The organism is Salinibacterium sp. CAN_S4, from assembly GCF_015752305.1.
GTDB lineage: Bacteria > Actinomycetota > Actinomycetes > Actinomycetales > Microbacteriaceae > Rhodoglobus.
Genome location: NZ_JADOVB010000003.1, coordinates 87,601 through 100,774, shown reverse-complemented (window position 1 = coordinate 100,774; position 13,174 = coordinate 87,601). Strand labels below are relative to the sequence as shown.

At 65.2% G+C, this 13,174-nt stretch carries 14 protein-coding genes; 10 read left to right on the top strand and 4 right to left on the bottom strand.

The genetic code is table 11. From position 1 onward, the window contains the following. Window positions 1-2 precede the first annotated feature (2 nt). Entirely contained in the window at window positions 3-968 is a 966-nt protein-coding gene (locus tag IWX81_RS09470) for an NADP-dependent oxidoreductase (protein WP_334593709.1), read from the bottom strand. 110 nt (window positions 969-1,078) lie between these two features. On the opposite strand from IWX81_RS09470, the gene IWX81_RS09465 reads away from it, so the two are divergent. Continuing rightward, window positions 1,079-1,687: a Pr6Pr family membrane protein gene (locus IWX81_RS09465; protein ID WP_199281082.1), complete on the top strand. Its 609-nt coding sequence runs from the start codon at window positions 1,079-1,081 to the stop codon at window positions 1,685-1,687. A gap of 3 nt (window positions 1,688-1,690) precedes the next feature. Then, the gene (locus IWX81_RS09460) at window positions 1,691-2,371 is read left to right on the top strand and encodes a DUF998 domain-containing protein (RefSeq protein ID WP_199281280.1); all 681 of its coding nucleotides are present in this window, start codon (window positions 1,691-1,693) and stop codon (window positions 2,369-2,371) included. On the opposite strand, the gene IWX81_RS09455 is transcribed toward IWX81_RS09460, so the two are convergent. After that, entirely contained in the window at window positions 2,327-2,926 is a 600-nt protein-coding gene (locus IWX81_RS09455; protein WP_199281279.1) for a YqaJ viral recombinase family protein, read from the bottom strand. The genes IWX81_RS09460 and IWX81_RS09455 overlap by 45 nt on opposite strands. A 137-nt stretch (window positions 2,927-3,063) precedes the next feature. Here IWX81_RS09455 and IWX81_RS09450 point away from each other — a divergent pair, with 137 nt between their 5' ends. From IWX81_RS09450 to rplL, 7 genes are all read left to right on the top strand, one after another. Continuing rightward, the gene (locus tag IWX81_RS09450; protein WP_199281081.1) at window positions 3,064-3,825 is read left to right on the top strand and encodes a sugar phosphate isomerase/epimerase family protein; all 762 of its coding nucleotides are present in this window, start codon (window positions 3,064-3,066) and stop codon (window positions 3,823-3,825) included. Next, on the top strand, window positions 3,822-4,922 hold the full coding sequence (locus IWX81_RS09445; protein ID WP_199281080.1) for a Gfo/Idh/MocA family protein: 1,101 nt from the start codon (window positions 3,822-3,824) through the stop codon (window positions 4,920-4,922). The genes IWX81_RS09450 and IWX81_RS09445 overlap by 4 nt, the downstream gene beginning before the upstream one ends. 127 nt (window positions 4,923-5,049) lie before the next feature. Further along, the gene (locus IWX81_RS09440; RefSeq protein ID WP_199281079.1) at window positions 5,050-5,799 is read left to right on the top strand and encodes a response regulator transcription factor; all 750 of its coding nucleotides are present in this window, start codon (window positions 5,050-5,052) and stop codon (window positions 5,797-5,799) included. Continuing rightward, window positions 5,796-7,271 carry a sensor histidine kinase gene (locus IWX81_RS09435; RefSeq protein ID WP_334593706.1) on the top strand — a complete coding sequence of 492 codons (1,476 nt, stop codon included), beginning with the start codon at window positions 5,796-5,798 and terminating at the stop codon, window positions 7,269-7,271. The genes IWX81_RS09440 and IWX81_RS09435 overlap by 4 nt, the downstream gene beginning before the upstream one ends. A gap of 389 nt (window positions 7,272-7,660) precedes the next feature. Beyond that, window positions 7,661-8,506 carry an NAD-dependent epimerase/dehydratase family protein gene (locus IWX81_RS09430; RefSeq protein ID WP_199281078.1) on the top strand — a complete coding sequence of 282 codons (846 nt, stop codon included), beginning with the start codon at window positions 7,661-7,663 and terminating at the stop codon, window positions 8,504-8,506. A gap of 279 nt (window positions 8,507-8,785) precedes the next feature. Then, window positions 8,786-9,301 carry a 50S ribosomal protein L10 gene (gene rplJ, locus IWX81_RS09425; protein WP_199281077.1) on the top strand — a complete coding sequence of 172 codons (516 nt, stop codon included), beginning with the start codon at window positions 8,786-8,788 and terminating at the stop codon, window positions 9,299-9,301. A 65-nt stretch (window positions 9,302-9,366) separates the two neighbouring features. Then, complete coding sequence (gene rplL, locus IWX81_RS09420; RefSeq protein ID WP_199281076.1) at window positions 9,367-9,750, top strand: 50S ribosomal protein L7/L12; 384 nt, start codon at window positions 9,367-9,369, stop codon at window positions 9,748-9,750. Window positions 9,751-9,839: 89 nt separating this feature from the next. On the opposite strand, the gene IWX81_RS09415 is transcribed toward rplL, so the two are convergent. Continuing rightward, window positions 9,840-11,447 (bottom strand): helix-turn-helix transcriptional regulator, encoded by a 1,608-nt coding sequence (locus IWX81_RS09415; RefSeq protein ID WP_199281075.1) that lies wholly within the window; start codon window positions 11,445-11,447, stop codon window positions 9,840-9,842. A gap of 298 nt (window positions 11,448-11,745) precedes the next feature. Between IWX81_RS09415 and IWX81_RS09410 the strand changes: the two genes are divergently transcribed. After that, a complete protein-coding gene (locus tag IWX81_RS09410) occupies window positions 11,746-11,949 on the top strand; it encodes a hypothetical protein (protein WP_199281074.1) in 204 nt (67 codons plus the stop codon). 74 nt (window positions 11,950-12,023) lie between these two features. Here IWX81_RS09410 and IWX81_RS09405 read toward each other — a convergent pair whose 3' ends face one another. Next, window positions 12,024-13,043, bottom strand: coding sequence for a LacI family DNA-binding transcriptional regulator (locus tag IWX81_RS09405; RefSeq protein WP_199281073.1), 1,020 nt, complete (start codon window positions 13,041-13,043; stop codon window positions 12,024-12,026). Window positions 13,044-13,174: the final 131 nt, after the last annotated feature.

Here is a 13,174-nt window from a genome sequence, read left to right as displayed (position 1 = left end):
CCTCAGCCGGGGCTGACGTTGAGCACGATCTTGCCGCGGGTATGGCACGTTTCGAGAGCAGCATGGGCTGCCGCCGCCTGGTCGAGCTCGAAGACCTGGTCGACGAACACCCTGACGTCGCCTGACTCCAGCAGTCGCGAGATCACGGAGAGAGTCGAGCCGTCAGCAGGGACGTTGTACCCGGTGGCGCGCACACCGGCAGCCGCGGCATCCTCAGCCATGGTGGGCCAGCCCCCGCTCGGCACGCTGACGATCAGGCCCCCGCGTTTCAGCACCGCGAGCGATCGCGTCGAGGTCTGGTCGGTGAGGTTGCCGATCAGGTCGATCACGACATCCACTTCGGACACGACGTCTTCGAACCGGCTGGTGGTGTGGTCGACGACCTGACGTGCTCCGAGCTCGCGCAGCCAGTTGGTGTTGCGGGTCGACCCTGTGGTGATGACGTAGGCGCCGAAGTAGCTGGCGAACTGGATCGCGAAGTGGCCGACCCCGCCAGCCCCGGCGTGGATCAGGATGCGCTGCCCCTCGTGTGCCTTGGCGACATCCACGACAGCTCCCCACGCTGTGAGGGCCGCCATGGGCACGGCAGCGGCCTCGACATGCGAGAGTGCTCGGGGCTTTCGCGTGAGGCAGGTCGCTGGCACGCTGATGTATTCAGCGTATGCGCCTCCGAATCGAGGGACCATCGTCATGCCGTACACCTCGTCGCCAGCCTTGATGGGGTGGAGTTCGTATGACGATTCGACGACGTGTCCGCTGAAATCGTTGCCCAGCGCGATGGGGAACGGTCCGAATGCGGCGGCAGCACCGTCACCCGAACGTGAGTGGGTATCGATCGGGTTGACGCCGGCCGCGACGACTCTGACGAGGAATTCGGAGTTCACCCTCGCCGGCCGGTCGATTTCGGCGACATGCAATTCCGCTGGCCCACCGATGGCATCGATAACGACGGCACGCATTGTGCTCATGTGGTGGCCTCCCCGCGGTGCTTCACATCACCAGTAAAGGGCCCGAATGAGTCGGCCCTGTTTCGGTGATGTCACTTCGCGGCAAACTCTCGAGCCGGTAGCATTCGAGGATGAAAATGGTCTTCGCCACGCTCCGGATCGTCGCGGGAGTGCTGGGCCTGTCGGCCGTCATGGCGACCTTCGCGGACACGGCATCCAGGTCTCCCATCAACCCGTTCAACTTCTTCGGGTTCTTCACGCTTCAGAGCAATATCCTGACCGCCGTGGTGCTGATCATGAGCGCGGTGATGATCTTCCTCGGCCGCACGCAATCGCCCGCGCTCATTCTTGCCAGGGGGTGCGTCGCCACGTACATCGTGATCGTGGGAGTCGTCTACAACACGCTGCTGGTGGGGCTGCCCGGCGGAGTCGAACTGCCATGGGCGAACACCGTGCTGCACGTCGTGATGCCGCTCTACGTCGCGATCGACTGGGTTTTCTTCGGTGATCGCCCGGCGCTGCAGTGGAATCGTTTCTGGGTCGTACTGGTGTATCCGGTCGTGTGGCTCGTGGTCGTGCTCGTACGTGGAGCTACTGACGGCTGGGTTCCATACCCGTTTCTCGACCCGGCCACCGGATACGCCTCAGTTGCGCTCTACTGCGTAGGCATTGCCGTCGGGATCGGGGTGTTCGGGGTCGGAGCCTGGGCGGTCAGCCGCGTCCGGATCCTGAAGCCCTGAGTGATGAGAAAAGCCGAGCTCGGCGCGTCCCTTGGCGGTTGCGTCCTCGTGCTGAGCTCGCTCGTGATCATCTGGGCGACGAGACTCTCGGTGCCCAGGGAACTGTACGTGAGTGAACTCGGTGCCGAGGGTATGCCCACCGCAGGGTGGTTCGAGGTCGCCCTTGTGCTGATTGCGGTCGGCGGCAGCGCGATCGCCTGGGCCGGTCGGCGCGTGCGATCGAAAGCCAGGGTGCTGCGAGCCTGGACCCCGGCAGTGTCACTCTGGATCGGCTGCGCGCTGTTCCTGTTCGCGTCACAGGTTACGTGTACGGCAGGATGCCCCCTGCCGTACGGGTCAACGTTCAATGTCCAGGATTTCCTCCACACCCTCGCAGCCGTATTCGCGTTCGCCGCAGCCTGCTGGGCGATGCTGCAGTCGTCTTTCGCCCGCAATCATCGCGTGCTCGCGGTGTTCTCGCGCGTGACGGGCATCCTCGTCGCGGTGATTGCCGGCACCGGCGGTCTATTCTCGCTGTTCAGGTTCGAACAGGAGCTCGGAAGCCGGATGGAGTTCGTCGCCACGACTCTCGCCATCGCCTGGCTCGTGGTCTTCGGGGCCGTGCTCGCCGCACGACTGCTGCGCAGTGAGCCTGACGGCTCAGCGCTGCATGAGCTCCAGGAGACGGTTCGCCAGTCCCACTAGAACGTGGATCTCGTTGTCGTCACGTTCCACCCAGCGGCACTCCGGCTCGGCGTTGACCGGCACGAAGTCGGTGTGCTGCTCCCACACGACGAGCGTGCGCTCGGCACCGAGCACATACTGCTGCCACCAGACCTGCCGCAGGTAGGAACGGGGGATGCTGCGCCAGGCGTGTCCCGTCGTCTTGATCTCGGCCAGCACCACCGTGCCGTCGAGCAGCGAAACCCCGTCGGGGGTGGCGAGGTGCAGCGGCTGGCCGTGAGCGTGGAACAGGGTGGAGCTGGGCTCGATCCTGTGGCGTGCTCGCACCCAGCGCGCGATCTCGGGTTCCCGCGCCCTGCCGTGGTCGGTATACGCATTGCCGCCGAATCCCGAGCCGAGCATTTTGTCCTGAAGCAGAGACTGCAGGGCTCGCTCGCTGGAGAGCCGGGCGGCGTCCGTCGCGGTGACTCCGCGGCTGCGAGCACGGATCCACGACACCCTGTCGTCTGAGTTGGCGACTATCCGATCCCGATGGTCCTGGGCGGGCACCTCCCACAGGTCGAGTTCGGGCTGCATGATCACAGGTCCATTGTCTCCCGATCTGCCGTCGGCGGTGGGCAGGCTCACTGCAGTTGTCGGTCGCGCGGGCGGTGCTGCATGAGGCGGTGCTCCTAGAGTGGGGTGGCACGCAGTCGCCAACGAAGGAGTTTTCTGTGTCCCAGTTCCCCCTGTCTGTCCAGCTCTACACGGTTCGCGGGGCGCTCGCCTCAGATCCCGCGGCGGCTCTCGAGCGCATCGCCGGACTGGGATTCACCACGGTCGAACTCTTCGGGATTCTCGAACGGGTCGACATGTTCGAGGAGCTGCTGCCGAGGTTCGGTCTCACGCCATCGTCCGCGCACGCGACGCTGCTGGGAACCGACCTTGTTCCCGTGCTCGATGCCGCACGCAGGCTCGGGGTGAAGACCGTCATCGATCCGAACATCCGCCCCGAAACCTGGACCGATTCAGACGCCGTCGTCAGGGCGGCGAACGAACTCAACTCTGTCGCTCGCGTCGCTGCCGACCTCGGCATCACCGTCGGCTATCACAATCACTGGTGGGAGTTCGGCGACCTCGACGGCACCACGGGGCTCGAGGCTTTCGCCGACAATCTCGACCCATCGGTCGTGCTCGAGGTCGACACGTACTGGGCCCAGGTCGGCGGTGTGAGCGCGGTCGGCCTTCTCGAGCGACTGGGTGACCGCGTGCGCTTCCTCCACGTCAAAGATGGTGACATCAGCAAGGACGACAAGGCCCAGGTGGCGGTCGGCAATGGCAGGATGCCCGTGGCCGAGGTGCTCGCTGCTGCGCCCCAGGCGCTGCGGGTGATCGAGCTCGACGACTTCGAGGGCGATGTGTTCGACGCCCTCGCGGACAGCGTCACATTCCTCCGTTCGCTGGGAGAGACCCTGTCACCGGTGACGCCGTCATGAGCGGTGGACGCGTCGGGGTCGGAATTATCGGCGCAGGCAATATCAGCACCCAGTACCTCGACAACCTCACGACCTTCCCCGATGTCGAGGTGCTGTTCATCGCCGATATCGACCTGGCTCGCGCTAAGGAACAGGCCGAGAAATACGGTGTGCCGGGCAGCGGCACCACCGAGCAGTTGCTCGCCCACGATCGCATCGAGATCGTGGTCAACCTCACCATCCCCGCGGCGCACGTCGACGTTGCGATGCTCGCGCTCGCGGCGGGCAAGAACGTGTGGACGGAGAAGCCTTTTGCGCTCGACCGCGAGAGCGGCAAGGCCCTGCTCGCGGAGGCCGCGCGGCTCGGTCTTCGCGTGTCCACGGCGCCGGACACGTTCCTGGGCGCCGGGCTGCAGACCGGGAAGCGGCTCATCGAAAGTGGGAGCATCGGTGCGCCACTCACGGCGCTCGCGCTGTTCCAGAACGCCGGGCCGGAGCCGTGGCATCCGAATCCCGACTTCTACTATGTGCAGGGCGGTGGGCCGCTCTTCGACATGGGGCCGTATTACATCACCACCCTCATCCAGAACCTCGGACCGGTAAAGCGGGTGGCGGCAACCTCGTCGGTGTCGAAGCTGTCGCGCGTGATCGGGTCTGGAGCGCGTGCCGGGGTGGAGATCCCCGTGGACGTCGCCACCCACATCAGCGCCCTGATCCAGTTCGAGGGTGGGGCGTCGGCGCAGTGCATCTTCAGCTTCCAGTCGGCGCTGCCCCGCACTGGCCTCGTCGAATTCGCCGGGGCCGACGGCACGCTCGTATTCCCCGACCCGAACATGTTCGAGGGTGACCTGCAGTTGTGGGCGGATGGCGCGAGGGAAGCGCAGGTCATCCCGACCACGTCGGCTGTCGGCCGAGGAACAGGAGTCGTCGAGCTGGCCAGAGCCATTCGCGCAGGGGTCACCGAGCGGGCCTCAGGCGAGCAGGGCTACCACGTGCTCGACGTGATGGTCTCGATGATCGAGGCGGCCGGGTCCGGGGAGTTCGTCACGGTCGAGAGCACTGTCGGCGCCGCAGAGTCGCTGCCCGAGGGGTGGGACCCTCGCGCAGCAACCCTGTGACGGCTAGCTCTTCCCGGTCACCGTCCCCTGCTTGATGTGACGGAGTGATCACCCAAGGCGACGCTGTGTTCTGCCTTTACACCACGTGTTCATAGGTGACTCATAGCTGGATGCGGATACTGGAGTCATGTCAGACTCACGCCACATCTCTTCGGCGGCTCAGCCGAGGCTCACCCGCGCTGACGGCAGCCCCATCCGGGCCGTCGTCGTCGACGATGAGGAGTCACTCACCGACCTGCTGTCGATCGCCCTGCGGTACGAGGGCTGGGATGTGCGGCTCGCCTCAGACGGCCAGAGCGCGGTCTCGACCATCAGGGACTTCCGTCCGGATGTCGTCGTGCTCGACATCATGCTTCCCGACATCGACGGGCTCACCGTGCTGTCGAGGCTGAGGGCCGACGGCATCCAGACGCCCATCCTCTTTCTCACCGCCAAGGATTCCGTGGACGATCGCGTCGCAGGGCTCACCGTCGGCGGGGACGATTACGTGACGAAGCCGTTCAGCCTCGAGGAGCTCGTCGCGAGACTGCGCGGCCTCATCCGTCGTTCGAACCTCACTCTCTCCGGGGAGGAGCAGTCGATCATCGAGGTGGGAGACCTCGTGCTCGACGAGGAGAGCTATGAGGTGCGCCGCGGGGGAGTGCTCGTGGAACTCACCGCGACCGAATTCGAACTGCTGCGCTTCCTGATGCGCAACCCGCGCAGGGTGCTGAGCAAGTCGCAGATTCTCGACAGGGTATGGAGCTACGACTTCGGCGGGCGATCGAGCGTGGTGGAGATCTACATCTCGTACCTCCGTAAGAAGATCGACTCTCTCGGCCCCGCGATGATCCACACCGTTCGCGGATTCGGCTACGTCCTGAAACCGCAATTGTGAGCCGTCCCCGTCTGACTCTCAGGCGACGATTGGTCATCGGTATTGCGGGGCTTCTCGCCGCCGTGACCCTCGTGATCGGGGTGGTGAGTGTCATCGCGCTCCAGGGGTTCCTGATGAACCGCCTCGATCTCCAGCTGGATGCCGCGACCAATCGCTCGCAGGGAGCCTTCAGGCCGTCGGACGATGGTCCGGGCGGAGAAAGGGATGGCAGAGGCGACGAACCCAACGCGCAGAAGTTCCTGGCACTGTCCGGACAGCCCGAGGGCACTCTCGGCGCGATCATCGGATCGGGGGCCGTCTTCAACGCGGCAGTGCTGGACTCCGGTGGCCGACCGGTGACCCTGGATTCGGCAGCGCTCGGTGCGCTCCTGGCCGTTCCCACCGACAGGACCCCGACCACCGTCGATCTCGGCAAGGGTTTGGGCGAGTATCGGGTGGTTGTCGAGACTGGACCGTCGGCCGACGACCTGCTCGTGATCGGATTGCCCCTGGCCGGCGTCCAGGACACCGTCATGCGACTCTCGGCTCTCATCGCCGGCATCGGCCTGCTGGGAGTGACCGCTGCGGCCGTAGCGGGGGCGCTGATCGTGAGGGCCGCACTGCGTCCGCTGGAGAGGGTGACCGCGACGGCCACGAGGGTGTCCGAGCTCCCGCTCGACCGCGGTGACGTGGCGCTCGCCGTGAGGGTGCCCGACGCCGACGCCGACCCCGCCACCGAAGTGGGTGCCGTGGGCTCTGCCCTGAACCGGATGCTCGAGCACGTGGCATCCGCCCTCGAATCGCGCCAGGCCAGCGAGAACAAGGTGCGCACCTTTGTCGCGGATGCCAGCCACGAATTGCGGACCCCCCTCGCCTCGATCAGGGGCTATTCGGAGCTCACCAGACGCGGCAATCACGAGCTGCCCGACGATGTCGTGCACGCCATGGCGCGCATCGAGTCGGAATCGGTGCGCATGACCTCCCTCGTGGAAGACCTGCTGCTGCTCGCGAGACTCGACGAGGGCAACAAGTTGCAGTTCGCCGAGATCGACCTTGGGAGGCTGCTCGCCGATGCCGTCAGCGATGCGCAAGCCGCGGGCGGGGATCATCACTGGGCGATCGAGGTTCCGGATGAGGTCGTGCTGATCACAGCCGATCCCGGTCGACTGCACCAGGTGTTCGCGAACCTGCTCTCCAACGCGCGCACCCACACGCCAGCAGGCACGCACGTGGCCGCGCGCCTTCGACTCGACGGCAGCGACACGGTCATCGAAGTGCGTGATGACGGCCCGGGGATCGACCAGGCGCTGCAGCCGAACGTCTTCGAGAGGTTCGTGCGCGGGGATGGATCCCGTTCCCGGGCGAAAGGCAGTACAGGCCTCGGCCTCGCCATCGTGAGTGCCGTCGTCGAGGCACACGGCGGCACGGCGGAGGTGTGGAGCGAGCCGGGCGACACGGTCTTCCGCATCACGCTGCCGGGCCGCATCCTGTAGTCACCCCGCGTCTCGCTGCGTGCCCCGCTGCCTCCGCGCTGCCTGCCCCGCTGCCTGCCCCGCTGCCTGCCCGCTCCCCGCTGCTCGTTTCCGAAACGACGGAGTCGCGGGCGCATCCGTTGGGTTTGGGCGCGGATCAAGCACATATCGCTCCGAATCTCCGTCACTTCGGAAGTGAGCGCGGCGAGCACGGTGAGCACGGCGAGCGCGGCGAGCGCGGCGAGCGCGGCGAGCGCGGGAAGAGCAGGAAGGGCGGTACCGGCGGTACGCGCGGTGCGAGCGGGAGCCGAAGGAGGCGCAGGGAGCGAAGGGTGTGCCCGACGATCCACTACGCGGCAGCGATGGCACACTGGAAGTATGAATATCCCATACACAGCGCGGTGCAGTTCATGAGGGTCGCGGTCACCGGCGGCAACGGCAAACTGGGCCGCGTCACAGTGCAGCACCTGCGGGACGCCGGCCATGACGTCACCGTCCTCGACGTCGTCGGGCCGGATCGAGATGCATTCACTGTCGTCGATTTCACCGACTACGGGCAGACCGTCGACGCGTTCAGCAGCGTCGACAACAGGCATGACGGCCTCGACGCGGTCGTGCACCTTGCCGCGATTCCTGCCGGGGGCTTCAGGTCTGACAGCGCCACGTTCCACAACAACATGACCTCCACGTTCAACGTGTTCCAGGCCGCCCGTCGGGTGGGCATCCAGACCATCGTCTACGCCTCGAGTGAGACGCTGCTGGGCATCCCGTTCGAGTCTCCGCCACCCTACGTGCCACTCGACGAGGAATACCCGAGCCGACCGGAATCCATGTACTCGGTGGTCAAGCACCTCGAGGAGGAGCTCGCGCAGAAGCTCGTGCGCTGGGATCCGGAGTTGAGCATCACCGCGCTGAGGTTCTCCAATGTCATGACCGTGCCCGACTATGCGGCCTTCCCCGCGTTCGATGCCGATGCGACCCTGCGCTCCTGGAACCTGTGGGGTTACATCGACGCGCGCGACGGTGCAGAGGCGATCAGGTTGTCGCTGGAGGCCTCGCGCCCGGGTTTCGACGTGTTCAACATCTTTGCCGCAGACACCGTGATGTCCCGCCCCAGCGCCGAGCTCATGGCCGAGGTGTTTCCCGAGGTGGAGTTCCGGACCCCCGTCGATGGCACTGATTCCCTCGCCCCGAGCGAGAAAGCCCGGCGCATCCTGGGTTTCGTGCCCCGGCACAGCTGGCGTGACCACGTCTAGGCGACCCGTCGGCCGGTTTGCACGCGAGGACGGTGTGGCCTAGTCTTAGCGAAGCCAAAGACCGCAGGTGGTTGTCCGGTGTGAAAACACGGGATGACCGAAGTGTCGCGAAAGCGACAGCCAGCGCAGGTGTGTGAAGAAGTTTTTCGGGTCGTCCTCAGGACAGTCCGATTCTCAGCTCCGTGCCCTGCGAATGCAGCCAGCCGGAGCTTTTTTAGTTCCCGGCCGACTCAGGACGGTGCGGTCTGCGGCAGTCCAATCCACAATTTAGGGAGCACCATGGCGAACAAGGAAGCATCAGTCGCCGAGTTGACGGAGAAGTTCCGCACCTCGACCGCTGTCCTGCTCACCGAGTATCGCGGACTCACTGTTGCCCAGCTCAAAACGCTGCGCATGTCTATGAGTGAGCACGCAACATACGCCGTGGTGAAGAACACGCTGACAAAGATCGCGGCAAACGCGGCAGGAATCTCGTCTTTCGACGAGGAGCTTGTCGGGCCTTCCGCGATCGCCTTCGTGCACGGTGACCCTGTCACCGTCGCGAAGACACTGCGTGACTTTGCCAAGGCAAACCCGCTGCTGGTTGTGAAGGGTGGTTACTTTGACGGTAACCCCCTCAGCGCCGCAGAGGTCACCAAGCTCGCCGATCTCGAAACCAGGGAGGTGCTCCTCGCGAAGTTTGCCGGAGCCGCCAAGGCTTCGCTGTTCGGTGCTGCTTACCTGTTCAACGCTCCGCTCGCCAAGGCCGTTCGCACGGTCGAGGCGCTGCGCGAGAAGCAGTCGTCCGCTCAGTAGACGCGACACGCAAGCACAGTCGCGCACTGCGCCGACCGTAACTTACAAAAACAAGGAGACACATCATGGCAAAACTGACCAGCGAAGAGCTGATCGAAGCGTTCAAGGAGCTCACGCTCATTGAGCTCAGCGAGTTCGTCAAGAAGTTCGAGGAGACCTTCGAGGTCACCGCAGCAGCACCCGTCGCCGTTGCGGCCGCCGGTGGCGCCGCTGCAGCAGTCGAAGAGGTTGAGGAGAAGGATTCCTTCGACGTCATCCTCGAGGCTGCCGGCGAGAAGAAGATCCAGGTCATCAAGGAGGTGCGCGCTCTCACCAGCCTCGGCCTCGGTGAAGCGAAGGCAGTCGTTGATGGCGCTCCGGGCCCCGTGCTCGAGGGTGTCAACAAGGAGACCGCCGAGAAGGCAAAGGCTCAGCTCGAAGCGGCTGGCGCCACGGTTACCCTCAAGTAACTTCGGTTTCGCACGACGGCGTCGTTCCCTTCGGGGAGCGGCGCCGTTGTCTCGTTAGGCCGTTGTCTCGTTAGGGGCTCATGCCGGGTTCAGTTCGGTGGTGGAGCCGGAGTGTCCCTGGGAGTCTCCCAGTGCAGCCCCAGCGTCTTCGCCCGCTTTATAGCGTCAGGGCGTGAATTCACTCCGAGCTTCCTGTAGACGCTCTTGACGTGGGTCTTGACGGTGTTGACCGAGATGAACAGGCTCCGGGCGATCTCCGCGACGGAGAGACCCCGGATGATCGCCATCACGATGTCCCGCTCCCTGTCACTCAGCACGCCGACGTCGACCCCACGGACCGCGCTGTCGGAGTCCGTAACCGTGTCGAAGAGTTCGACGACTTCTTTGGGCAGCGGGCGTTCCGTCGCGCGGGCGATCATCGCGCGCATGACCGATGACGGGACGAGTCGAAACGGGGTTCTCAGGCCGTGCGAGGTGGCGAGCAGCATGGCGCGGTCGAAAGAGATATCCGAGATCGCGAAATCCCCGAGTTGGTGAGTGGCTGCGGCCTTGATGAGGAAGACGTCGACCAGAGTTCGAGTGGAATGCACGTCTCCCAGCGCTTCGCAGGCCTGGAGGGCCGCCAGCGCTCCCCGTGCGTCCCCGGTGGTGAATCGCAGGTGTGCGATAAAGCGCGCTGGGCAGTTGGCCTGATGCTGGGTGGGCTCGAGGGCGCCGAGGATATCCCAGGCGGACTCGGCTTCACCGAGCCTCAACAGGAGGGTAGCCCTGAGCCCCTCCGAGCTCGTCACGATCGCTCCGGGCGGCGCCCACGGGGCGTATTCCTGAACGCACAGCCTGAGGAGGTCCAGCCCTTCGACGTAGCGCTCGCTGAGAATCGAGATGGTTGCTCGCGAGTAGAACCCCAGCGGCGCCCAGTCGCACCCCACGGTGGCGGATGCCACGACGGGAGCAAGAATTTCGGAATCCGCGAGCCTGCCCTGCTCGACGCACATCAGGAGATCTGCCACGAGTCCGCCCGCGCCGAACCGCGATTCCATCAGGCCAGACTCCGCGCCTACCCGCCGCGCAGACTCGACCCAGTGCGTTGCCTGCTCGAAATTGCCGAGAGAGTAGTGCACCATCGCCAGGCCGCCGAAGCATTCCATCTGGTCGGACCGGGACAGCTGCGTGGTGGCGAGGGCGGCCGCGAGCCCGAGCTCAGCAGCCGCGCTGTCATAGTCTCCAAGGTGATAACGGGCGAGACCCTTCTGGAGCGAGGCCTGCGCCCCGAGGCTGATGCGGGAGGCGAGGGTGAGGGTGGTGTCACTTTCCACTCCGGCCGCGCAGCCGGTGGCGGACTCGAGGGCATCTGCGAGCCGGCCGAGCCCGCGCAATGCGGCCGAGTGGTGCACACCGATACCGATCCGCTCTGCCGCGGTCGTGGCATCCGTGATCAACGATCGCGCAGCTGTGAAGTACGGCATCGCTGCCGATGCATTCATGGAGCCGACGGACCGGAAGCTCGAGCCGTAGGCCGCGACGAGCCAGGGATCGGCATCCCAGAGATCGGCGGGAAGCTGATCGAGGATGGCGCGAAGCCGGTCTCCGTGCTCGGCGACGAGAACGGGCCAGCAGCCTCTGAGAGCGTCGAGAGCGTCGAGAGCGACCTCTCTGGCTGGGCCGTCGAAGGCCCGTTCGAGATCGTCGATGGACACGTGGCTGGGGGAAGGCTGCATGGCGCTGATGGCGGACCGATCGGATTCGGGTAGTGCTGCGTGGAAGGTGATTCGGAACAGAATCGCTTTCGGATGTGTCAGCGCTGGTTGCGCGCACCCGCCGGTCGCCCCATAATGAGCACTGTCCCGGAATCCCCCCGAACGTGGGACACCCCCGAACGATGGTTACGCAACCCGAATTGCAACGAATCGGTACTGGACAGCCTTACCCTCTGGCTAGCACCGCAGCACGGCGCGCGTGAGCATCCGCAGTACACCCCCGAAAGTGCATACCCGAATGCATGAACTTGTCGCTCCGCCGTCACCGAACCACCCGATCGCTTCACGTCGTGGTGGCCTTCTGTATGCCCAGGTAACGACAGCGACCATGGTGCTCGGGGGCGAATCCTACGCGCTTGCTGGCATCGGGTTCTTCAAGCGCGGGTTCGTTCCCGCGGGGCTCATCTCTGCAGTGCGCCGTTCGGGGACGCGCGCGGAGTGACCCCGGGAGGCTCGGTCCGCGACTCTCACCGGTTGCGGGCCGGGCTTCCGCTGTACGCCGGCGGGGTCCGTGGATCACGGCAGCGGGGGAGCGGTGGTACTCCGGCGCACCTCGAGGCTGACGGGGAACGTGTGCCAGTTCGACGCTGGTCGGTCCGGTAGCTCGGTGAGCTCCTCGAGAACGAGGCGCACCGCCATCGTTCCCTGGGAATGTGGATGCTGCGCCAGAGTCGTCAGCCCGAACATCGGGGCGAGGTCGTGTCCGTCGATGCCGACCACGGAGAGCTGGGCGGGCACCTGGATGCCCAATTGGCGTGCCGCGACGATGATGCCGATCGCGACTTCGTCTGCACCCGCCACGATCGCGCTCGGGCGCGAGCGCGGGTCGGCGAGGATCGACAGTCCGGCGGCATATCCGCCCTCGATCGAGATCTCCGTGGGCCTGAACGATTCGTCGTCGTAGGGCAACCCGGCCGCCCGCATGGCCTGGGTGAACCCTTTCAGCCTCTGGGAGTGCACGCGGAAATCGAGTTGCTTGTGCTGACTGCCTCCCACGTGCATGATGCGCGTGTGGCCGAGGTTGATGAGCAATTCGGTGATGAGAGCCGACGCCGCGACGTCGTCGATGCTGAGAGTGGCCATTCCCTCGACGGCACCCCCGATGCCGACGATCGGTTTGCCGAGGGAGCGCAGAAGGTCGACCTCGGTTCCGGTGAGTTCGATTCCGACCGCGATGACGGCATCCACTCGCTTACGCACGAGAAAATACTCGAACACGCGTCGTCGCGCGGCGTCGTCGGCACTCAGCCGATAGAGGGTCAGGTCGTAGCCGGCGGCGATGAGGGCTGTCTCGATGCCCTCGAGCACCTCCCCGAAAAACCAGCGGTTGATGAACGGGATGACCACGCCGACGTTCTTCGTGTGCCCCGTGACGAGGCTCGAGGCGTTCGACGACACGACGTATCCGATGGTCGCGGCGGCGGCAACCACGCGATCACGGGTTTCGACTGAGACGTAACCGTTGCCGCTCAATGCTCGAGAGGCTGTCGCCTTGGAGACGTCGGCAAGGCGGGCGACATCGCTGAGTGCGCTCACGATGCTCCCTTCGCCGATGACAGGACGCCCACAGCCTAGTTGTGTAGACGCAAATGTGGAACCGGTTCCACACCTCGAAGTCGAGCGTGATCAAATTGTTGTGAGAGCGCTCTCACGGAATTACGCGGATG